Origin of the sequence: Buttiauxella sp. S19-1 (genome assembly GCF_022134725.1) — a bacterium.
Taxonomy (GTDB): Bacteria; Pseudomonadota; Gammaproteobacteria; order Enterobacterales; family Enterobacteriaceae; genus Buttiauxella; species Buttiauxella ferragutiae.
Map to the genome: position 1 here is coordinate 17857 of NZ_JAHWLU010000037.1, position 21837 is coordinate 39693.

A 21837-nucleotide genomic window follows, 5' to 3' on the forward strand; every position below is an offset into this window, starting at 1 on the left:
TTACTAACTCATCCGACCACATAATAATAATGACCCTTCAGGAAGAGAATATGAGCTATCCGTCGCTGTTTGCCCCGCTGGACCTGGGTTTCACCCAGCTTAAAAACCGAGTGCTGATGGGTTCGATGCACACCGGGCTTGAGGAGCACCCGAACGGTGCCGAACGTTTAGCGGCCTTTTATGCCGAGCGCGCACGCCATGGTGTAGCGTTGATAGTCACAGGCGGCGTTGCCCCTTCACCTTCGGGCGTTGGCGTGGAAAGCGGCGCGGTGCTCAATGACGCAAGCCAGCTTGCCCATCATCAGGTTGTGACCGAAGCCGTACACCGTGAAGGCGGCAAGATTGCGCTGCAAATCCTGCATACCGGGCGTTATAGCTACCAACCCAACCCGGTCGCTCCATCTGCCATTCAGGCACCGATTAACCGCTTTAAACCGCACGCGCTGAGCCATGATGAAATCCTGACGCTCATTGAAGAGTTCGCCCAATGCGCGGGCCTGGCGCAACAGGCTGGATACGATGGCGTCGAAATCATGGGTTCCGAAGGCTATCTGATTAACCAGTTTCTGGCGGCCAGAACCAACCAGCGCGATGACGAATGGGGCGGCGATTACTCGCGGCGTATGCGTTTTGCCATCGAAGTGGTGCGTGCGGTACGCGAAAAAGTCGGCGCGAATTTCATTATTATTTATCGCCTGTCGATGCTGGATTTGGTCGATGGCGGAGGCACGTTTGACGAAGCCGTAGAGCTTGCCAGAGCTATCGAAAAAGCCGGTGCCACACTGATTAATACGGGAATCGGCTGGCATGAAGCGCGCATTCCCACCATTGCCACACCCGTTCCACGTGGGGCATTTAGCTGGGTGACGCGCAAACTGAAAGGGTTTGTTTCGATCCCACTCGTCACCACTAACCGAATTAACGATCCACAAACTGCCGAGAAGATCCTTGCTGATGGCGATGCCGATATGGTGTCGATGGCGCGGCCATTCCTTGCAGATGCCGAGTTTGTTTCCAAAGCGGAACAGGGTCGCGAAGACGAGATCAATACCTGTATTGGCTGCAACCAGGCATGTCTGGATCAGATTTTCCTCGGCAAAGTCACCTCCTGCCTGGTTAACCCTCGCGCCTGCCACGAAACCAAAATGCCCGTTGTTCCGGCCTCGGTTGGTAAAAATCTGGCAGTGGTTGGCGCTGGCCCAGCGGGATTAGCTTTTGCTATCAACGCCGCAGCGCGCGGCCACAAAGTGACGCTATTTGATGCCGCTTCGGAAATTGGCGGGCAATTTAATATTGCCAAGCAAATTCCGGGCAAAGAGGAGTTTTACGAAACGCTGCGCTACTACCGCCGCATGTTAGGGATTACGGGCGTTGAAGTTCGCCTGAATGAATACGTCACCGCCCCGCTGCTTAAAGAGTTCGACGAGATTATCCTCGCCTGCGGTATCGAGCCGAGTCTGCCGCTGATCGACGGGATTATGCACCCTAAGGTTCTGAATTATATCGATGTACTGCGTGAGAAAGCCCCGGTTGGTGACCGTGTGGCGATTATTGGTGCCGGAGGTATTGGCTTTGATACCGCGATGTATCTGAGCCAGGAAGGAGAATCCACCAGCCAGAATATTGCTGAGTTTTGCGTGGAATGGGGCATCGACACCAGCCTGCAACATGCGGGAGGGTTACGCCCTGAAGGCGCTCAACTGCATAAAAGCCCGCGCAAGATTGTCATGTTGCAACGCAAAACCAGTAAACCGGGCGAAGGGTTGGGCAAAACGACAGGCTGGATCCACCGCACAACGCTGCTGGCACGTGGCGTAAAAATGCTGGCGGGCGTGACTTATGAGCGCGTAGACGACGAAGGTTTGCACATTACGGTAGGCGGAGAGCCGCAGACATTAGCAGTGGATAACGTGATTATTTGTGCCGGGCAAGATTCGCGTCGTGAACTGGCGCAACCGTTGCGCGAACTGGGGAAAACGCTGCATTTGATTGGTGGTGCGGATGTGGCAATGGAACTGGATGCCCGACGCGCAATCGCGCAGGGCACCCGTTTAGCGCTGGAAATTTAGCGCCATCCGACCCGCAGGCCAGGTTTTGTAGGGTGGATAAGCGATAAGCGTCATCCACCACTTTTAGCAGAAGTGACCAAACGCTTAGCGAAGACGGCCCAGCTTCACGGCTTTAAGCACCACGAATTTTTTGTTGGTAGCAACGGTGTCGCAGTTACCGAAGATCTTCTTCAGTTTGTGGTAGTAATCCAGATGGCGGTTAGCAACGATGTACAGCTCGCCGCCATTTTGCAGGCAACGACGCGCATGGTGGAACATTTCCCACGCCACCTGATCGGTTAAAGAGTGCTGCTGATGGAACGGCGGGTTACACAGAATCGTGTTATAGCGGTACGGCTCGACCCCTGACAATGCGTTGTTAATCATAAACTCGCAGCGTTCCAGGTTTTCCGGCATGTTGAATTCGACGTTCTTGTGGCTTGACGCCACGGCCATCGGCGATTCATCAACAAATACCACTTTCGCTTCCGGGTTTTGCTCAAGCAAATGCAGGCCAATCACACCGTTACCACAGCCTAAATCGACAATTTCGCCTTCCAGATTGGTCGGCAGATTCTCGATAAAGAAGCGTGCACCGATATCCAGACCGGTGCGGGAAAAGACGTTTGCGTGGTTGTGAATCGTCCACGGCGTGCCTTCCAGCTTCCAGCTCAGAGTTTCTGCGGTGTCTTTCAGAACCGGTGCGCTGAACGTGGCGTTGATCAAACGCGCTTTTTTCCACGCCAGTGTCGTGGTGGTTGGCCCGATGATTTTCTCAAACAACTCGATGGTTGAGTTGTGAATATCACGCGTTTTAGCACCCGCAATAATGCGAGTTTCAGGCGTCACGACTTCGTGCAGGGCACGCAATTGCTGCTCGAGCAAAGCTAAGGTTTTAGGGATCTTAATCAGAACTACGGCCGGAGCTTGCGGATATTTCGCGGTGCTATCAAGGAACGTGACGCTGGACTCTTCGATGCCGTTCTCGCGCAGGTTCTCACGGATAGCCAGTTCGCTAAGATACGAGTCGCTGATGCTATACGGCTTGTGTTCAGCCAGCACGCAAGACAGCGCCCCGAAATTGTCATTAAAAATCAGGACCGGGCCACTGATTTCGATTTCGTCCAGTTGCTGCAAAAGATAATCATCGGCAGCTTCCCACGCCTGTAGTGGGTTAACGTCGTCCGTTTCTGGAAAACGTTTTAGTGTCAGTGAACGGAAACCGTTGTCTAATTGGCTCATCGGCCCTCCTGGATGGTAAAATTTCGGCTATTCCCCGAATGGGGGCGTGAGTATACCCTTTTTTTTCCGAACTGCCTTTTGAAAGACGTCAAGCAAGAGAGAACTCATGAGCAATTTAACTTATCTGCAGGGATATCCGGAACATTTGCTCTCGCAGGTTCGTACCCTGATTGCGGAACAACGTCTGGGCGAAGTGCTGCAAAAACGCTACCCGGAAACGCATAGCATCACCACCGACAAAGCGTTGTATGCCTGGACGCAAGATTTGAAGAACCAGTATCTGCGCAATGCGCCGCCGATTAATAAAGTGGCGTATGACAGCAAAATTCATGTGCTGAATAATGCGCTGGGTTTGCATACTGCCGTGTCGCGCGTGCAAGGGAACAAGCTAAAAGCCAAAGCTGAAATTCGCGTGGCGACAGTATTTAAAAATGCGCCAGAAGCCTTTTTGCGCATGATCGTGGTGCACGAGCTGGCGCATTTAAAAGAGAAAGATCATAACAAGGCGTTTTACTCGCTGTGCTGCCATATGGAGCCGCAATATCACCAACTGGAGTTTGATACGCGGCTTTGGTTAACGCAGATGGCATTGAGCGGGCAGGCGTGATCGGAAAAAATGGTGGGTGACGCTGGCGCTTATCCACCCTACAAAATCACGTTCAATGCTCTAACTTACTTTATCCCGGCAAATACTGCGGCAATCGCTACTGCACCTGGATCCTTTACCCCTTTCAGATTCTCGCTGTTTACATACGACGAACGCCCGGCATTAGCTTTCTGCATTTTCGCCGTGGCTGCTGCACCAGCTTCCGCGGCTTCTATTGCAGCAGACAAATCCTGATTTTTTAATGCTTCCAGTGCTGGCTGTAACGCGTCAATTAGCGTGCGATCACCCAGTTCTGCCCCACCGTAGCGTTTCATTTGTTCAAGGCCAAATAGCAAGGCATCGACAAGTGGCTGCTTTTTAGCGACTTGCTGCCCGCTCGCAGTGAAGAAGATCGACATCAGTACGCCACTTGAGCCACCCATCACCGTTGCCAGGCGTTCGCCGATTAATTCCAGCAGCGCCGCTGGGTCATTTAATGGCAGTTTGCCGTCATCGTTAAGCTGTGCAATGTCGCGTGCACCCTGTGCAAACGTGGAGCCAGTATCACCATCTCCGACTTTGGCATCCAGCGCATTCAACGCTTTTTCCTGTGCGATAAGCGTATTCGTAATATTCGCCACCAACGTTTTAACGTCCGCATTTTCTGACGGCTTCGCCGATGATTCGATACGTATCACACTGTGTTTCCGCTTTGGCATCGCGTGGAGTTTTACCACCGGGCACCAGCCTGCCGTTTCCACATCTGCATGCAATGCTTTGATAAAACGATCATTTAGCACTATAGCGGACAGTGAAAATCCTTTCATATCCAATGCAGTGACCAGTGGTGCCGGGCCAATCAAATAATCGATCTGGTCTTTTAATTCTGAATGCACCAGCTCTTTGGTAAGCATGGCCATTTCCAAAGACGATACGCCGCCAAGATTGTTAACCAGCACTGCCAGTCTTGCGTCGTTGCCGGTCTTTTTACGCAAATGATTCACCAGAGTAGCAATCGTCTTCTGGCTGTTTTGGCTATCCAGTGTACTGGCGCCAGGTTCACCATGAATCCCCAGACCTAGCTCGAGATGCCCGCCTTTGATGCGCCCTTCTTCTTCATTTTGGTCCGGAAGGTTGCAGGTTTGCATGGCGACACCCATGCTGGCAATGCTATCGCAGGCACTTTGCGCGATGTCTCGAACATCGCTCAAAGACTTGCCTTGTTCTGCGGCAAAGCCCGCAATTTTATGCACCAGTACCGTTCCGGCAATGCCGCGTGGCTGTTTGTTATCGGGCAACGAAATATCATCGCCAACGATCACCATCTCCACTTTGAGACCGTGTTTTTTGGCCTTCTCCGCCGCAAGCCCGAAATTAAGACGATCGCCAGTGTAGTTTTTGACGATAAGCAAACAACCGCGATCGCCCGTGACCGCAACAATCGCGTTTAAAACCGCATCCACGCTTGGCGAGGCAAACAAGTCCCCACATACCGCAGCGGTTAGCATCCCTTTGCCAACAAAGCCTGCGTGAGCCGGTTCATGCCCCGAACCGCCACCTGAAATAATCGCCACTTTGCTCTTATTCCAGTCTTTGCGTACCACCACACGTATAGCGGGATCGGTATCTAAACGGGTCAAATTACGAAAACGAGAGCTGATGATCACACCTTCGATGGCATCGTCGACCATTTTCTGACGGTCGTTAAAGAAGAATCTGGACATGGCTTCCCAATAATAAGTAATACATATGCAAAGCATAGCCTTTGCTGCGAGGATCTGCGCAAACCAGGATTTTGGCGGGTGACGTTCCGTATGCGCTTGCTATGCTTATGGAAATATCGCCACAGGAAATCATCATGATTGCACCACTGCTGATTGCCAGAACCACTGAACAAGAACTGCATTTACTGCCCGGCATGGCAAACCGTCACGGGCTGATAACCGGGGCGACCGGCACCGGTAAAACGGTGACGTTACAAAAGCTGGCTGAGTCGTTTTCAGAGATTGGCGTACCGGTATTTATGGCGGATGTGAAAGGTGACCTCACCGGTATTGCACAAGAAGGCGTTGAGTCTGAAAAGCTGCTCGCACGGCTGGCAAAAATTGGTGTGACTGACTGGTCACCGCACAAAAACCCGGTGGTGCTGTGGGACATCTTTGGCGAAAAAGGCCATCCGGTACGGGCGACTGTTTCAGATCTTGGCCCGCTGTTACTCGCCCGCCTGCTTAATCTCAATGAAGTACAGTCTGGTGTGCTACAAATCATCTTCCGCATTGCTGATGATCAAGGCTTGTTGCTGCTCGATTTTAAAGATTTGCGCGCCGCGACGCAGTACATCGGCGATAACGCAAAATCGTTCCAGAACCAGTACGGCAATATCAGCAGTGCTTCTGTCGGTGCCATTCAACGTGGGCTTTTACAGCTCGAACAACAAGGTGCTGAGTATTTCTTTGGCGAACCGATGCTGGATATTAAAGACTGGATGCGTACCGATGCCAACGGTAAAGGCATTATCAATATTTTATCTGCCGAAAAGCTGTACCAGATGCCGAAACTGTATGCCGCCAGTTTGCTGTGGATGCTTTCAGAAATTTATGAACAACTACCAGAAGCTGGTGACCTGGAAAAACCAAAACTAGTGTTCTTTTTTGATGAAGCGCATCTGCTATTTAACGACGCGCCGCAAGTGCTACTGGATAAAATCGAGCAGGTTATTCGTTTGATTCGTTCCAAAGGCGTTGGGGTGTATTTTGTTTCCCAAAACCCGTCGGATATTCCAGATACCGTACTGGGGCAGTTAGGTAATCGGGTCCAGCATGCGCTACGCGCCTTTACACCGAAGGACCAGAAAGCAGTAAAAACGGCGGCACAAACCATGCGAGCCAACCCTAAATTCGATACTGAGAAAGCGATTCAGGAGCTTGGGACTGGGGAAGCATTGATTTCTTTGCTGGACGAAAAAGGCAGCCCAACGGTAGTCGAGCGCGCCATGGTAATTGCACCTTGCTCACGCATGGGGCCAGTCACTGAAGATGAACGTAACGGGTTACTGAATCATTCACCGCTATACGGCAAATACGATGAAACGGTCGATCGTGAATCCGCCTATGAACGATTACAACAGGGTGTGCAAGCCGCAGGTGAGCAACAAAATGCACCGCCTGCAAAAGGCGAATCTGTTGCGGTAGATGACGGCATCCTTGGCGGACTGAAGGATATTTTGTTTGGAACCACAGGGCCGCGTGGTGGCAAAAAAGACGGTGTGGTGCAAACCATGGCCAAGAGTGCAGCACGCCAGGTGACTAACCAAATTATTCGTGGAGTCTTAGGTAGTATTATGGGTGGGCGTAAACGGTAATATCTACACGTTAACTATCTATACCCAAAATAATTCGAGTTGCAGCAAGGCGGCAAAAGAACAACAAATTTGTCTGGAACAAATTTGAACGCTGCTTGCAGCGTCCCCAAAGGGGTAAGGCCCAAGGATGGGCCGCATAAGCCCCAGGAGCTTACATAAGTAAGTGACTGGGGTTTGTGAGTGCAGCCAACACAGTTGCAGCTTGAAGTATGATGGGTATTAGCCGGAGCGCTTCATCATTAACCACAGGCTGATTAAGAAGAACGTTGCACTTGGTAGCAAAGCACCCAAAATCGGCGGGATGCTGTACACAAGGCTGAGAGGGCCAAATATTTGGTCGAGCACGTAGAACACAAAACCAAAGCTGATACCGGTGACAACTCTCACCCCCATCGGCACGCTACGCAGTGGGCCAAAGATGAACGACAGTGCCATTAACATCATTACCGCAACAGAGAGTGGCGCGAAGATTTTGCTCCACATATTGAGCTGATAACGCCCGGCATCTTGTCCACTGGCCTTAAGGTACTTAACGTAGTTGTGCAGACCGCTAATCGATAGCGCATCCGGGTCGAGTGCCACAACACCCAGTTTGTCTGGGGTTAAGTTAGTTTTCCACTCGCCACTAACCGTCTGTGAGCCAGTAATTTGTTTCGTGTCGGTGAGGTTAGATTCATCAACCTGAGACAGTCGCCATACTTTATGCTCCACATCGTATTGTGCTGATGCGGCATATCGAACTGATTCGAGGCGTTTTTCTTTACTGAAACTGTAAATGCTCACACCGGCGAGGTCGTTGTTACCTTTCACACGTTCGATATAGACAAAGTTGTGGCCATCTTTTGCCCACAAACCTTGCTGGGTCGTCAGCAAAGAACCGCCGTACATCTGTTGCGCACGGTAGTTACGCGCCATTTGTTCGCCTTGCGGTGCCACCCATTCACCAATGGCCATAGTCAGCAACACCAGCGGAATAGCCGTTTTCATTACGGCCAAGGCAATCTGCATGCGGGTAAAACCGGAGGCCTGCATAACCACCAGCTCACTGCGCTGTGCCAGCATCCCTAACCCTAACAACGCACCGAGAAGTGCGGCCATCGGGAAGAAAATCTGGATGTCTTTTGGAATGCTAAGGACGGTATATATCCCCGCCCCCATCGCCGAATAGCTGCCCTGACCGGCCTTTTTCAACTGGTCAACAAACTTAATAATGCCCGACAGCGACACCAGCATGAACAATGTCATCATGATGGTGGTGAAGATGGTTTTACCGATATAACGGTCGAGAACACCAAACATTTATGCCGCTCCTCGTGTTTTGCTAAAGCGTGCACGTAGCTGGCGCATCGGCACCGTATCCCACACATTGAGCACCACTGCGATGGCAAAATAGACCAGGTTAACCAACCACATCCATAGCATTGGGTCGATTTTCCCTTTCGCCGCATTCGATTTCAGAGAAGTTTGCAGCAGGAAGAAGACCAAATACAACAACATGGCTGGCAGCATTGAAAGCACACGACCTTGTCGCGGGTTCACTACGCTTAACGGAACAACCATCAATGCCATGATAAAGACGGTCACTATCAGCGTAAGACGCCAATGTAATTCAGCTCGCGTGTTAGGCGCATCGCTTGCCCACAAGGCTCGCGTGTACATTTGACTGGAGTCATCGGGATCAAGCGCGACCGACTGGTGCCCAACAATCGCCTGGTAATCCTGGAAGTCTGTAATACGGAAATCACGCAGCAGTGCGGTGCCTTCAAAACGAGTGCCCGTATTGAGCGTCACCACCTGGGAACCATCTTGCCGCTGTGACAAATGGCCGGAATCCGCAACAACGACGGATGGACGCGCATTACCTTTCGGACGCAATTGCGCCAGGAAAACATCGTTGAAGCTTGAACCGTTAACACTCTCAATGAACAGCACTGAGTTGCCATCGGTCGCTTGCTGGAATTGCCCTTGAGCCAGTGCAGCCATGCCTGGGTTAGCTTTGGCTTCCGCCAGCACTGCATCCTGGTGGCGTGAAGACCACGGGCCGAGCCACATCACGTTGATGGTAGCAACAGCACCGGTAAAGAGTGCGAGGATCATTGCAGCTTTGATCAGCACCGCTTTACTCAAGCCACAAGCATGCATTACCGTAATTTCGCTTTCGGTATACAGGCGGCCAAAGGTCATGAGTAACCCAAGGAAAAGGCTAAGAGGCAGGATAAGTTGCGCCATTTCAGGCACGCCCAGCCCTAAGAGAGAGAAAACGAGATTTGTCGGAATATCGCCGTCAACCGCTGCCCCAAGAATCCTGACTAGCTTCTGACAAAAGAAGATCAGCAGCAGGATGAAGAGGATCGCAAGTTGGCTTTTGAACGTCTCCCGAACCAGATATCTTATGATAATCACATTAAATACGCCTGTGAAAACGAGTCTTTTTGCAGGAAAATTGCTTGTTTCATCGCTTATACGTCATTTATTCTCTTGAGTCGTCGAAAACATCGCTAAGATTAAGAAGCTCAGCATGTTTCTGGCACAGGGTGATTTAATTGACGTCGCCAAAACAGTACAAACATACTCGTAAGATTAACACGAAGTCATCGCAACCGCGGACATGAGTTACGAAAGCTTGTAATTCTAGCTGTAGCCACCGTCGTTGTCTTTAAGATTCAGGAGCGTAGTGCATGGAGTTCAGTGTAAAAAGCGGTAGCCCCGAGAAACAGCGTAGTGCCTGCATCGTTGTGGGAGTCTTTGAACCGCGTCGCCTGTCCCCGGTCGCCGAACAACTCGATAAAATCAGCGATGGCTACATCAGCGCGCTTTTGCGCCGTGGTGAGCTCGAGGGAAAAGCCGGCCAAACTTTATTGCTTCACCATGTTCCGAACGTGCTCTCAGAGCGCATTCTGCTGATTGGCTGTGGCAAAGAACGTGAACTGGACGAGCGTCAGTATAAGCAAGTTATCCAAAAAACGATCAATACACTAAACGATACGGGTTCGATGGAAGCCGTTTGCTTCCTGACCGAACTCCACGTTAAAGGCCGCAACACTTACTGGAAAGTACGCCAGGCGGTGGAAACGGCAAAAGAGTCCTTGTATAGCTTCGATCAGCTCAAGACCAACAAAAGCGAGCCACGTCGCCCGTTGCGTAAAATGGTCTTTAACGTGCCAACCCGTCGCGAACTGACCAGCGGCGAGCGCGCCATTCAGCATGGTCTGGCGATTGCTGCCGGTATTAAAGCAGCAAAAGATCTTGGCAATATGCCACCAAACATCTGTAACGCGGCATACCTGGCTTCCCAGGCACGTCAACTGGCTGATTCTTACAGCAAAAATGTGGTCACTCGTGTCATCGGTGAGCAGCAGATGAAAGAGCTGGGCATGCACTCTTACCTCGCAGTAGGTGATGGTTCCCAGAACGAATCTCTGATGTCCGTAATCGAATACAAAGGCAATAATTCACCGGATGTGCGCCCTATCGTGCTGGTCGGTAAAGGCCTGACGTTCGACTCCGGTGGTATTTCTATCAAACCTGCCGAAGGCATGGATGAGATGAAATACGACATGTGCGGCGCAGCTTCCGTGTACGGCGTGATGCGTATGGTGGCTGAACTGAATCTGCCAATTAACGTTATCGGCGTGCTGGCGGGCTGTGAAAACATGCCTGGCGGGCGTGCGTATCGCCCAGGCGACGTGCTGACAACGATGTCTGGCCAGACCGTTGAAGTACTGAATACCGATGCGGAAGGCCGTCTGGTGCTGTGTGATGTGCTGACTTATGTTGAGCGCTTCGAGCCTGAAGTGGTTATCGATGTGGCAACGCTTACCGGCGCATGTGTGATTGCCCTGGGCCATCACATCACCGGTTTGATGTCGAATCACAACCCACTGGCACATGAGCTGATTAGCGCCTCTGAGCAAGCGGGTGACCGCGCGTGGCGTCTGCCGATTGCCGATGAGTATCAGGAACAGTTGGAAACCAATTTTGCTGATATGGCAAATATCGGTGGCCGTCCAGGCGGCGCTATCACTGCAGCCTGCTTCCTGTCGCGCTTTACCCGTAAGTACAACTGGGCACACCTCGATATCGCAGGTACCGCCTGGCGTTCAGGTAAAGCGAAAGGGGCAACCGGTCGTCCGGTGGCACTGTTGTCGCAATTCCTGTTGAACCGTTCAGGGTTTAACGGCGAAGAGTGATTGTTTCCCCTCACCCCGACCCTCTCCCCCAGGAGAGGGTGAAAAGAATGTTCCCTCTCCTGGGGGAGAGGGTTAGGGTGAGGGCGTCCATATTCAATAGAAAAAGCTGGCTTAATGAAAAACGCGACGTTCTACCTGCTCGACAACGACACGCCTTCCGGTGAGTTGAGTGCCGTTGAAGCGTTGGTGTGTGAACTGGCGGCAGAAAGCTTTCGCGCAGGAAAACGCCTGCTGATTGCTTGTGTTGATGAACAACAAGCGATCCGTCTGGATGAAGCTCTTTGGCAGCGCGACGCGCACGCGTTTGTACCGCATAATCTTGCCGGTGAAGGCCCGCGTTACGGTGCACCAGTGGAATTGGCCTGGCCGCAGCGGCGTGGGAGTTCAGCCCGCGATGTGCTGATTAGCCTGTTGCCACAGTTCGCAGATTTTGCCACCGCTTTCCATGAAGTGATAGACTTCGTACCTTACGAAGACACTCAAAAACAACTGGCCCGCGATCGCTATAAAGCATATCGCGTTGCTGGTTTCCACTTGACTACGGCGACTCATACCCCGCCGGGAACGACATAGCAGACAATGGAAAAGACATATAACCCGCAAGATATCGAACAGCCGCTTTACGAGCACTGGGAACAGCAGGGCTACTTTAAGCCAAATGGCGATACCAGCCAGGAAAGCTTCTGCATCATGATCCCGCCGCCGAACGTTACCGGCAGCTTGCATATGGGTCACGCCTTCCAGCAAACGATCATGGATACCATGATTCGTTACCAGCGCATGCAGGGTAAAAATACTCTGTGGCAGGCGGGGACTGACCACGCCGGCATCGCGACCCAGATGGTCGTTGAGCGCAAAATTGCCGCCGAAGAAGGGAAAACACGTCACGACTATGGCCGCGACGCCTTTATCGAGAAAATTTGGCAGTGGAAGGCAGAGTCTGGTGGCACCATCACCCGTCAGATGCGTCGTCTCGGCAACTCAGTTGACTGGGAGCGCGAACGCTTCACCATGGATGAAGGCCTGTCCAACGCGGTGAAAGAAGTGTTCGTTCGCCTGTACAAAGAAGACCTGATTTATCGCGGCAAGCGCCTGGTAAACTGGGACCCGAAACTGCGCACGGCAATTTCCGATCTGGAAGTGGAAAACCGCGAGTCCAAAGGTTCCATGTGGCACCTGCGTTATCCGCTGGCTGACGGCGCGAAAACCGCTGATGGCAAAGATTACCTGGTTGTTGCGACCACCCGTCCAGAAACCGTACTCGGTGATACTGGCGTGGCCGTGAACCCGGAAGATCCGCGTTATAAAGATTTGATTGGTAAATTTGTGGTGCTGCCGCTGGTTAACCGTCTTATTCCAATCGTTGGCGACGAACACGCCGACATGGAAAAAGGCACCGGCTGCGTGAAAATCACGCCTGCACACGACTTTAACGACTACGAAGTTGGCCGTCGTCACGCCCTGCCAATGATCAACATTCTGACCTTCGACGGTGATATCCGCGAAACGGCAGAAGTGTTTGATACCAACGGCGAAGAAGCCGATGTGTATAGCAACGAAATACCGGCTCAGTTCCAGAAACTTGAGCGTTTCGCCGCGCGTAAAGCCGTTGTTGCGGCATTCGACGAAATGGGCCTGCTCGAAGAGATCAAACCTCACGATCTGACCGTCCCTTACGGCGACCGTGGCGGCGTGGTTATCGAACCGATGCTGACTGACCAATGGTACGTGCGCACTGCACCGCTGGCGAAAGTCGCGGTTGAAGCGGTTGAGCAAGGCGACATTCAGTTCGTGCCGAAGCAATACGAAAACATGTACTTCTCCTGGATGCGTGATATTCAGGACTGGTGTATTTCTCGTCAACTGTGGTGGGGTCACCGCATCCCGGCCTGGTACGATGCCGAAGGCAACGTGTACGTTGGCCGCAACGAAGCGGAAGTGCGTGCTGAAAACAATTTGGGCGACGACGTTGCACTGAATCAAGATGAAGACGTGCTGGACACCTGGTTCTCTTCCGGTCTGTGGACGTTCTCCACGCTGGGCTGGCCTGAGAACACCGAAGCGCTGCGCACCTTCCACCCGACCAGCGTGATGGTCAGCGGCTTCGACATCATCTTCTTCTGGATTGCGCGCATGATCATGCTGACCATGCACTTCATCAAAGATGAAGACGGCAAGCCACAGGTTCCGTTCAAAACTGTCTATATGACCGGTCTTATCCGTGATGACGAAGGGCAGAAAATGTCCAAGTCCAAGGGTAACGTTATCGATCCCCTGGATATGGTTGACGGTATTTCCCTGGAAGATCTGCTCGAGAAGCGTACCGGTAACATGATGCAGCCGCAGCTGGCTGAGAAAATCCGTAAGCGCACCGAGAAGCAATTCCCGAACGGTATTGAGCCACACGGCACCGATGCACTGCGCTTTACGCTGGCAGCTCTGGCTTCTACCGGCCGCGATATCAACTGGGACATGAAGCGCCTGGAAGGTTATCGTAACTTCTGTAACAAGCTGTGGAACGCCAGCCGTTTCGTGATGATGAATACCGAAGACCAGGATTGCGGCTTTAACGGCGGCGAAATGGTGCTGTCTCTGGCAGACCGCTGGATTCTGGCGGAATTCAACCGCACGGTGAAAGCGTACCGTGAAGCGCTGGACAGCTATCGCTTTGATATCGCTGCCAACATTCTGTACGAATTCACCTGGAACCAGTTCTGTGACTGGTATCTGGAGCTGACCAAACCGGTCATGAACAGTGGCTCTGAAGCGGAATTGCGCGGCACGCGTAATACGCTGATTAACGTGCTGGAAGGTTTGCTGCGTCTTGCGCATCCAATCATTCCATTCATCACTGAAACCATCTGGCAGCGCGTGAAAACCTTCAAAGGCATCACCGACGATACCATCATGCTGCAACCGTTCCCGGCGTATAACAGCGCACAGGACGATGAAGCTGCGTTTGCCGATACCGAGTGGCTGAAGCTGGCAATCACCGCAGTGCGTAACGTTCGTGCTGAGATGAACATCTCTCCGGGTAAACCACTGCCAGTATTGCTGCGCAACGTCAGTGCAGAAGCGGAACGTCGCGTTAATGCGAACCGTACCTTCCTGCAAAACCTGGCGCGTCTGGAAAGCATTACCCTGCTGCCTGCTGATGATAAAGGCCCGGTTTCCGTGACCAAAATCATCGAAGGTGCAGAGCTGCTGATCCCTATGGCCGGCCTGGTCGACAAAGCGGCTGAACTTGCGCGTCTGGACAAAGAGATGGCGAAGCTGGATGTTGAAATTACAGCCATCGAAAACAAGCTGTCTAACGAAGGTTTTGTGGCACGCGCGCCTGAAGCTGTTGTCGCGAAAGAACGCGAACGTCTGGCTGCTTGTGGCGAAGCTAAAGTGAAACTGACTGAACAGAAAGCGACGATTGCCGCGCTGTAATTAGGTTGGTTGAAAGTTAAAAGGCCGGGGAAATTTCTCGGCCTTTTTTATACGCTTGCACCCTCCTGAGGGGAGTGCTATTAAATCGGAATATTCTTTAATAAATCACGAGCTAATTTATGAATATCGAAGCTCCGGTTGAAATCGCTCTGCGCCGGATAACCCCCCACGATAATGCGGCTATTGCCCGTGTTATCCGTGAAGTCTCTGCTGAATATGGTTTAACTGCCGATAAAGGCTACACGGTGGCCGATCCCAATCTGGACGAGCTATTTCAGGTTTATAGCCAACCTGGGCATGCTTTCTGGATTGTAGAAATGGATGGCAAAGTGGTCGGTGGCGGAGGTGTCGCACCTTTAACGTGTAGCGAGCCGGATATTTGTGAATTGCAGAAGATGTATTTCCTGCCGGTGGTTCGTGGCAAAGGTCTGGCAAAACGTCTGGCGTTACAGGCGATGGATTTCGCCCGCGAAGAGGGTTTTAAACGCTGCTATCTGGAAACCACTGCGTTTCTGACCGAAGCGATTGCACTGTATGAGCGCCTGGGCTTTGAACATATTTCTGAACCACTTGGCTGTACCGGACACGTGGATTGCGAAGTGCGGATGATTAAGTCTCTGTAACCCTTCGAAAACGGGTTTACTGAATCCATTAGATCCAGCAAACCCTTCAACTATTACTGTCAACTATTACTGGGTAGCTAAACGCTGAATGCGTTTATCGCGGCGGATTTTGCGTTCTTCCATTATCGCGACCATCGCCATCAGTACAATGCAGCCAATAGCAGCAGCATCCAGTGCAGCGAAAGTCCCTGCCCAGCCGGTCAGGCCAAAGATTGGCGTACCATCGGCAATCATCCCCAGCCCCAATTTAGCGAAACTGTCACCGATAAGATAAGCAAAGGTTCCTTTAATTCCGTCGGCCGCGCCGATGGCTTTTTTCGGAACGAAACCGACCGCCGCTACACCAATCAGCAACTGCGGGCCAAACACCAGAAAGCCCAGCGCGAACAGTGATGTCAGGTAGACATACTGGTTGCTGGCGTGCTGATAAACGCCGAGGGTAGCGATAATTAATGCCAGTGCGACACAGGCGACCAGCGCACGGCGACCATTCGCCAGATCCGACAGCCAGCCCCACAGCAATGTGCCGACCAACGCCCCCACTTCAAACAGAGTAAAGCCCTGAATCGCTACTTCTTTAGAGAGCTTCAGCTCCTGGAAGGCGTAAACCGTAGACCACTGATCGATGCCAATGCGCACCACGTAGAGGAAGATGTTGGAAAAGCATAGCAACCAGATAACTTTGTTCTTTAACACGTATTCAACGAAGATCTGCCATTTGGTCATCGACTCATCTTCGGTCACTTTATCTTCTTCGCTCAGTTCTTCGCTGAACAGCTCTTCAGCTTTACCCAAGCCGTAAGATTCAGGGGAGTCGCTGCCATATCGCAGGCCAATGAAGCCAACAACCAACGCGATGATGGACGGGAAGATAAACATGCCAATCACGTGACCGTCGAACAGAACGTTCGCGCCAAACAGCGCCACACCCGCCGCACCAGCGCCACCCAGATTATGGGAGATATTCCACAGCCCCAGATAGGTTCCACGCTTACGGCGAGGCGTCCATTTGGTAATGGTGGAATAGCTGCACGAACCACCCGCGCTCTGGAAGAAGCCGCTCAGGGCGTAGAAGGCAATCATCATAAACAGGCTGACAGAACCCGCTCCCATACTGGCGCTAAAACCTAACATACAGATTGCGGAGAGGATCAGCATAAACGGCAGGAACTGCTTAGTGTTTTTACCATCTGCATAGTAGGAAACCAGGGTTTTGCCCACGCCGTAGGTGATGGAAAAGCCCAGGCCGATCATCCCCAGTTGCGTCATGCTCAGCCCGTAGGTCGAGATCATGTCATTCTGCGCAATATTGAAGTTCTTACGGATCAGGTACATGGTCAGGTAGCCAATAAAAACTACCAGATAAGACTGCATGAACGGTTTGAACCACATCTTGCGCCGTACATCGAGCGGCAGATCCAGGGTCGGCTTGCGCACCTGGTTTAATAAGGCCAGCATGGATTACTCCTGATTTAAAAACCTGCGTGATAGCAGGTATTGTAAAAATCAGCAGCAGCTTTGGCCTGAGATGGCTTCCAGGGGAAACCTGGAAAATTTCTTAGTTTTGCGCCATTCGAGGTAAAAAGGTGAGATGCATCACGCTTCGCTGCAGGTGCGTGGGGACTGGGCGTTAAGAAATGGCAGCAACAGCAGTGCAGAGATCCCTGCGGCGATGGCGATTACGGCGAAGAAACCGTTCCAGTGCCAAATGTCGATAACCCTCGCCAGCGGCCATCCAGAGAGTGATGCCCCGAGATAGGCGAACAAGCCCACGAAGCCGGTAGCGGCCCCCGCGGCCTCTTTGTGGGAGCACTCCGCCGCCGCCATGCCGATAAGCATCTGCGGGCCAAACACAAAGAAACCAGTGGTGAAGAAGCAGGCCGCCTGCATGACGTAGCTGGCAAACGGCATCAGCCACAACGAGCCTACTGAAAGCAAAATTCCGGCGGCAAATATCAGATTCATTGGCCCGCGGTTGCCGTTGAAAAGTTTGTCCGATCCCCACCCTGCCACCAGTGCGCCGATAAACCCACCCAACTCAAACATCGTTACCGCGGAGTTGGCGGTAACCAAGTCCACGCCCAGAGTCTCTGACATGTAGAGGTTTCCCCAGTCGTTAATCGCCGCCCGTACCACGTAGACCAGCACATAACACAGTGACAGCAGCCAGATATAGGGATTCCCCAGAACGTATTTGTAGAGGATTTCCCGACGCGTCAGCCCTGTTCCTTCCTGCTGTTGGGCGATTTCCAGTTCGTCATGCCGCCAGTCACCTATCGGCGGCAAGCCAACGGTTTGCGGGCGATCTCGCAGACGCCAACAGAGAAATAGCCCAGCAAGAATAGCCAGCGAACCGGCGATCATCATCCCCACCCGCCAACCGTAATGCAGTGTTGCAGCCCCAACCACCATCGGGATTAGAGCCCCACCGACATTATGCGCAGTATTCCATACCGCCCACCAGCCACCGCGTTCAGTGCGTGAGTACCATGCCGTTAGCAATCGCGCGCACACCGGCGAGCCCCAGCCCTGGAAAAAAGCATTCAATACCCACAGCAAGGCAAATGCCCAAAGGGAGGTAGAGAAACCAAAAAGGATGTTAACAATACCTGTTGCGATTAACCCTGTTCCCATGAAATAACGAGCGTTGGATCGGTCACTGACGATGCCGGATACAAATTTCGACAGCCCGTAAGTTATGTAAAACAACGTCGCCAGCAGGCCGATATCGGTACGCGTCATCACGCCGCTGGCGAGGATTTCCGGTGCCGCGGCGTTAAAGCTTTTACGGGTGAAGTAAAACAGTGCATAACCCAACCAAATAGTGACCAGAATGTGCCGACGCCAGTAGCGATAGCGCTCGTCAATTTCGGCTTTACCGCTGACAGGCGTAGCCGCCGGGGGGACTTTCAGAAAAGTGAGCATCGTCAGTCCTTAGGTGTATCGCAATGGCAAATTTACGCTTACGCGAGTGCCGTAAGTGCAGGAAATATTGAGAGTTCCACCGAGCGCTGTCACACGTTCGCACATGCCCGTCAGGCCGAAGCCTTGCTGCCCGGATTCGGTAGGCAGGCCGCTGCCGTCATCTTCAATCACCAGCATCAGCCGCTCATCTTGCTGCCAGCCTTGAATCGTTACCGCGCTAGCGCTAGCGTGCTTCACAATGTTGTTTAACCCTTCCTGGCAAACGCGGAACAGTGTCACTCGTTGGCTTTCGCTCAGCAGCGGTTCGTCAATTTGCCAGTCGAGATGGCTGATGATGCCCCGACTTTCCAGCTCCATTTCACGCATCAACGAGCGAATCGCCTGCTCCAGAGATAAATCATCCAACTGGCGTGGACGCAGTCTTCCCAGCAGACGGCGTACCGAATCATAAATCCCAAGGGATAACTGTTCGATGTGCAATCCCCCCATCTTGACCCCGTCATTGCCCTGCGCCAGTCGCTGCACAATACCCGCCTGGGTACGAATTGCGGTAATGGTCTGGCCGATGTCGTCATGTAGCTCACGAGCCACGTCGCGCCGCACACTCTCTTCGGTTTCCAGCAAGCGTTCAGCAAGGCGACGGTTACGCACCAGTTCGGTTTGCAGGGACTGATTAAGCTCACGCAGGCGCTGGATCCCCGCCCCCAGCAGAAGTCCGGTCAGGCTTTGAGCCAGCAGCGAGAGGAGTAAATCCACAGGATGATCGTGCCAGGTCTGGCTGGCGATTAACGCGATGGCATTCATCAACGTCGCGATCAGCGCGCCCTGCCAGCCGTAGTGCCAGGCAAGGGCGATAATCGGCAACGCCAGGCAGAACGGCGTAAAGCGAGCAAGTTCGTCAGGTAGCCCGAGCTGTAACCACAAGCTGAGCACAAACAGTAACAGGTACCAGATAAGGTGGCGGGCACGCCAGTTTACTGGTTGTGAAACCAATCCAGGTCCCAGCGGCTGCCAGACGGTACTGGTGAGGTAGTGCCAGATGACAAGGCAGGTTGGGGCCAGAGTTAGCCCGCCGGTCAGTGTGATCAGCAACGCGTTCAGCGTCTCCTGTCCTTGCCCGATCCACGGCAGTGACTGCAACAGTGCGGCGGCAATCAGCGCCCCGCCCTGACGGAGTAAAGTGCGCCAGTCACGCTGATGGCGGTAGCGGGAAATCAGCGCGACTGGCAGGACGGTTAGCACACCGCCAATCATTAGCAACGGAACATGCGTCAGAGCCACTTCCTGCGCCAGCCAGCCAAGCATCACCCATTCCGCGCCGAGCAACACGGGCCAGTAACCACGTGGGCACTGCAGCATCAGGCCCAAACGCAGCCCAAAGGGAAATAGCAATACTGCCAGATCGGGCCGTTCCACCAAATGCAGGCTGATACTCCACAGGCAAAACCAGCTGGCCGTGAAGATAAAAAAGCTGGCGACGACGGAAATAAACCGGGAGAAAAAGGGTTGCATCACCATCCATCAAACAGGTGGTGAGCCAACCCAACGTCGTTACTGACGCCGAGTTTTTCCATCAGATTGGCACGATGGACGTGAACCGTCTTTGGCGATAGTCCAAGCTCAGTGGCGATCTCTTTGACCGCCATGCCCTGGGCTAGCTTTTCGGCTACCTGACGCTCGCGTTTGGTTAACGGATCCTGCCGTCCGGCCGCCAGTTTGATGGCGATGTCCGGCGTCAGATAGCAGCCACCTGTCGCCACCGTACGGACGGCGGCAATCAGCTCATCCGGGCTACAGCGTTTAGACAGAAAGCCACGTGCGCCTGCGTTTAAAGCCTGCTCCACCAAAGCCGGACTGTCGTGCACCGACAGCATAATGGTCGCCATTCCTTTTGGCAGTTGGCCGAGCAGTTCCAGCCCGGAAATATCCGGCATCGAGATGTCACAAATACACACCTGCACACCGCGGCCCGGCAGCCCAGCCAGCGCTTCGCGCCCGGAGCCGAACTCAACCACAATCTGAAAGTCCGGCTCCAGCCCCAATAGCTGCGCAAAGCCGGAGCGGACGATGAGGTGGTCGTCAATAAGGGCGATGGTTATCATGATACTTTCCAGGAAGGTAAAAACGCGCTTACCTTAGCGATAAGCGTGTTGCTGTTCAAGCCTTAAGCGATTGACCGCCAGGCACACCACTATGAAACCGAAATTCGTTATCCGGGCTGCTAATTAAAGCTGCTTCTATATCACCAAAGAAACGCACTCGTTCACGAATATCCCCACCAGCAATCTTTTCAGCTAACGCTAAATAATCCTGATAATGCCGGGCTTCTGAACGCAGCAGCGACAAATAGAATTTCTGTAGCTCATCATCCAGATGGGGCGCCAGTGCAGCAAAGCGTTCACAAGATCGCGCCTCTATATACGCCCCACAAATCAATTTATCCACCAGCATCACTGGCTCATGGGTACGTGTTTCGCTCAGTAAGCCTTTGGCATAACGGCTGGCCGTGATTTTAACGTAGGGAATATTGCGAGCGAGCATGATCTCTCGCACCTGAAAGAAGTGGTGCAGCTCTTCTTTAATCAACAAAACCATGCTGTCGATGAGTTGCTGACCCCAGGCGTTTTGCGTTTTTGGCATCACGCTTTTACTCAGGCTTTTATGCAGCGCGACAAAATCAGGTTCTTTGCCTTCACGGAAAGTGAAATCTTCGTAAGGTTTTAGCCAATCAAGTAAAACCTGCGCGCTACTCTTATCGGCGACATATTTACGAATCAGGAACATGGCGGTTTGCGCCGCTTTGAGTTCGCATACCAGATGGTCGGTGAGCAACAGAGGTAAATACTCAGGCTGCCGGGCTTTTTCAATCCAGGCGTCAGGCGTTGGGCAATGCAGGAAATTGAGTACCGGGGAGAGGAGTTGCGGGTAGTTCATATTGGATTATTGTCTTTCCTTGATGTGCAGCGGCATTACGCCGCTGCACTGAAGAGATTAGTGGCGTACGCCGTCGTCATCTTCGTCTAATAAATCTTCGTCATCGCCTTCTTCACCCTCTTCGCCGTTCGGGTCTTCGAAGTAAGTGCCCCAACCGTCATAATCCACACCGAATTTCTCGGCGAGGTTCAGCAGTTGTTCAACTTGCTCATCCAGCAGTTCAGCTTTCAGCGCACATTCGCTCAGCACATCGCAGCAGATAACGGTGTCACCCTCTTCCACTTCCAGCTCTTCAGGGTCAGTCACTTCGTAACCCATTTTGAATGCCTCAACAGCGGCTTTTTCAAGAGTTTCGAAATCGTCTGCGGAAAGGTGATGCTCGATTGTGTACAGCGCGTCAGGATCGCTGCCGTCTTCCAGTAATTCTTCAATAATCAAACGCGTCTCTTCGCGTTGCTCTTCCAGCAGTTCTGGATTTGCCATGGCCCTTTCC

Annotated in this window: 17 protein-coding genes; 7 read left to right on the forward strand and 10 right to left on the reverse strand. The window is 52.6% G+C overall.

Annotated elements, in window-relative coordinates:
- The first annotated feature begins 50 nt into the window (after nt 1-50).
- Nucleotides 51-2069 carry an NADPH-dependent 2,4-dienoyl-CoA reductase gene (locus MES37_RS10630; RefSeq protein WP_237931322.1) on the forward strand — a complete coding sequence of 673 codons (2019 nt, stop codon included), beginning with the start codon at nt 51-53 and terminating at the stop codon, nt 2067-2069.
- Nucleotides 2070-2153: 84 nt separating this feature from the next.
- Here MES37_RS10630 and rlmG read toward each other — a convergent pair whose 3' ends face one another.
- Complete coding sequence (gene rlmG, locus MES37_RS10635) at nt 2154-3290, reverse strand: 23S rRNA (guanine(1835)-N(2))-methyltransferase RlmG (RefSeq protein ID WP_237931324.1); 1137 nt, start codon at nt 3288-3290, stop codon at nt 2154-2156.
- Nucleotides 3291-3396: 106 nt separating this feature from the next.
- On the opposite strand from rlmG, the gene MES37_RS10640 reads away from it, so the two are divergent.
- Nucleotides 3397-3897: a M48 metallopeptidase family protein gene (locus MES37_RS10640; protein WP_237931326.1), complete on the forward strand. Its 501-nt coding sequence runs from the start codon at nt 3397-3399 to the stop codon at nt 3895-3897.
- 65 nt (nt 3898-3962) lie between these two features.
- Here the strand turns inward: MES37_RS10640 and MES37_RS10645 are convergent, their stop codons facing one another.
- A complete protein-coding gene (locus MES37_RS10645) occupies nt 3963-5600 on the reverse strand; it encodes a glycerone kinase (protein WP_121814837.1) in 1638 nt (545 codons plus the stop codon).
- A gap of 134 nt (nt 5601-5734) precedes the next feature.
- Here MES37_RS10645 and MES37_RS10650 point away from each other — a divergent pair, with 134 nt between their 5' ends.
- Nucleotides 5735-7237 (forward strand): helicase HerA-like C-terminal domain-containing protein, encoded by a 1503-nt coding sequence (locus MES37_RS10650; protein ID WP_064543242.1) that lies wholly within the window; start codon nt 5735-5737, stop codon nt 7235-7237.
- 219 nt (nt 7238-7456) lie between these two features.
- Here MES37_RS10650 and lptG read toward each other — a convergent pair whose 3' ends face one another.
- Together lptG and lptF are read right to left on the reverse strand one after the other, a co-directional pair.
- Nucleotides 7457-8536 carry an LPS export ABC transporter permease LptG gene (gene lptG, locus MES37_RS10655; protein WP_064543240.1) on the reverse strand — a complete coding sequence of 360 codons (1080 nt, stop codon included), beginning with the start codon at nt 8534-8536 and terminating at the stop codon, nt 7457-7459.
- A complete protein-coding gene (lptF, locus tag MES37_RS10660; RefSeq protein WP_237931329.1) occupies nt 8537-9640 on the reverse strand; it encodes an LPS export ABC transporter permease LptF in 1104 nt (367 codons plus the stop codon).
- A gap of 275 nt (nt 9641-9915) precedes the next feature.
- Here lptF and pepA point away from each other — a divergent pair, with 275 nt between their 5' ends.
- The 4 genes from pepA (at nt 9916) to MES37_RS10680 (ending at nt 15485) form a co-directional block, all read left to right on the forward strand.
- Nucleotides 9916-11427, forward strand: a complete 1512-nt coding sequence (gene pepA, locus MES37_RS10665; RefSeq protein WP_064543236.1) for a leucyl aminopeptidase — start codon at nt 9916-9918, stop codon at nt 11425-11427.
- A gap of 114 nt (nt 11428-11541) precedes the next feature.
- Nucleotides 11542-12000, forward strand: a complete 459-nt coding sequence (locus MES37_RS10670; protein WP_064543234.1) for a DNA polymerase III subunit chi — start codon at nt 11542-11544, stop codon at nt 11998-12000.
- Nucleotides 12001-12006: 6 nt separating this feature from the next.
- Nucleotides 12007-14862 carry a valine--tRNA ligase gene (locus tag MES37_RS10675; RefSeq protein ID WP_237931337.1) on the forward strand — a complete coding sequence of 952 codons (2856 nt, stop codon included), beginning with the start codon at nt 12007-12009 and terminating at the stop codon, nt 14860-14862.
- Between the two features lie 119 nt (nt 14863-14981).
- Nucleotides 14982-15485, forward strand: a complete 504-nt coding sequence (locus MES37_RS10680; RefSeq protein WP_064543229.1) for a GNAT family N-acetyltransferase — start codon at nt 14982-14984, stop codon at nt 15483-15485.
- Between the two features lie 66 nt (nt 15486-15551).
- Here the strand turns inward: MES37_RS10680 and uhpT are convergent, their stop codons facing one another.
- The 6 genes from uhpT to rraB all read right to left on the reverse strand — a co-directional run bounded on the left by uhpT (nt 15552) and on the right by rraB (nt 21827).
- Nucleotides 15552-16943, reverse strand: coding sequence for a hexose-6-phosphate:phosphate antiporter (gene uhpT / locus MES37_RS10685; protein ID WP_064543227.1), 1392 nt, complete (start codon nt 16941-16943; stop codon nt 15552-15554).
- Nucleotides 16944-17081: 138 nt separating this feature from the next.
- Nucleotides 17082-18410: an MFS transporter gene (locus MES37_RS10690; protein ID WP_133522270.1), complete on the reverse strand. Its 1329-nt coding sequence runs from the start codon at nt 18408-18410 to the stop codon at nt 17082-17084.
- Nucleotides 18411-18419: 9 nt separating this feature from the next.
- The gene (gene uhpB / locus MES37_RS10695) at nt 18420-19922 is read right to left on the reverse strand and encodes a signal transduction histidine-protein kinase/phosphatase UhpB (RefSeq protein WP_064543223.1); all 1503 of its coding nucleotides are present in this window, start codon (nt 19920-19922) and stop codon (nt 18420-18422) included.
- Nucleotides 19922-20512 carry a transcriptional regulator UhpA gene (gene uhpA, locus MES37_RS10700; RefSeq protein WP_064543220.1) on the reverse strand — a complete coding sequence of 197 codons (591 nt, stop codon included), beginning with the start codon at nt 20510-20512 and terminating at the stop codon, nt 19922-19924. The genes uhpB and uhpA overlap by 1 nt, the downstream gene beginning before the upstream one ends.
- A 55-nt stretch (nt 20513-20567) precedes the next feature.
- On the reverse strand, nt 20568-21344 hold the full coding sequence (gene miaE / locus MES37_RS10705) for a tRNA isopentenyl-2-thiomethyl-A-37 hydroxylase MiaE (RefSeq protein WP_064543218.1): 777 nt from the start codon (nt 21342-21344) through the stop codon (nt 20568-20570).
- Between the two features lie 57 nt (nt 21345-21401).
- The gene (rraB, locus tag MES37_RS10710; protein WP_064543216.1) at nt 21402-21827 is read right to left on the reverse strand and encodes a ribonuclease E inhibitor RraB; all 426 of its coding nucleotides are present in this window, start codon (nt 21825-21827) and stop codon (nt 21402-21404) included.
- Between the last annotated feature and the right edge of the window lie 10 nt (nt 21828-21837).

Coding starts and splice junctions, on each gene's coding strand:
- MES37_RS10650 (WP_064543242.1), top strand. CDS start 5,735: ATGATTGCACCACTGCTGATTGCCAGAACCACTGAACAAGAACTGCAT.
- rlmG (WP_237931324.1), bottom strand. CDS start 3,290: ATGAGCCAATTAGACAACGGTTTCCGTTCACTGACACTAAAACGTTTT.
- lptG (WP_064543240.1), bottom strand. CDS start 8,536: ATGTTTGGTGTTCTCGACCGTTATATCGGTAAAACCATCTTCACCACC.
- MES37_RS10630 (WP_237931322.1), top strand. CDS start 51: ATGAGCTATCCGTCGCTGTTTGCCCCGCTGGACCTGGGTTTCACCCAG.
- uhpA (WP_064543220.1), bottom strand. CDS start 20,512: ATGATAACCATCGCCCTTATTGACGACCACCTCATCGTCCGCTCCGGC.
- MES37_RS10670 (WP_064543234.1), top strand. CDS start 11,542: ATGAAAAACGCGACGTTCTACCTGCTCGACAACGACACGCCTTCCGGT.
- MES37_RS10640 (WP_237931326.1), top strand. CDS start 3,397: ATGAGCAATTTAACTTATCTGCAGGGATATCCGGAACATTTGCTCTCG.
- MES37_RS10645 (WP_121814837.1), bottom strand. CDS start 5,600: ATGTCCAGATTCTTCTTTAACGACCGTCAGAAAATGGTCGACGATGCC.
- miaE (WP_064543218.1), bottom strand. CDS start 21,344: ATGAACTACCCGCAACTCCTCTCCCCGGTACTCAATTTCCTGCATTGC.
- pepA (WP_064543236.1), top strand. CDS start 9,916: ATGGAGTTCAGTGTAAAAAGCGGTAGCCCCGAGAAACAGCGTAGTGCC.
- rraB (WP_064543216.1), bottom strand. CDS start 21,827: ATGGCAAATCCAGAACTGCTGGAAGAGCAACGCGAAGAGACGCGTTTG.
- MES37_RS10680 (WP_064543229.1), top strand. CDS start 14,982: ATGAATATCGAAGCTCCGGTTGAAATCGCTCTGCGCCGGATAACCCCC.
- MES37_RS10690 (WP_133522270.1), bottom strand. CDS start 18,410: ATGCTCACTTTTCTGAAAGTCCCCCCGGCGGCTACGCCTGTCAGCGGT.
- uhpB (WP_064543223.1), bottom strand. CDS start 19,922: ATGCAACCCTTTTTCTCCCGGTTTATTTCCGTCGTCGCCAGCTTTTTT.
- uhpT (WP_064543227.1), bottom strand. CDS start 16,943: ATGCTGGCCTTATTAAACCAGGTGCGCAAGCCGACCCTGGATCTGCCG.
- MES37_RS10675 (WP_237931337.1), top strand. CDS start 12,007: ATGGAAAAGACATATAACCCGCAAGATATCGAACAGCCGCTTTACGAG.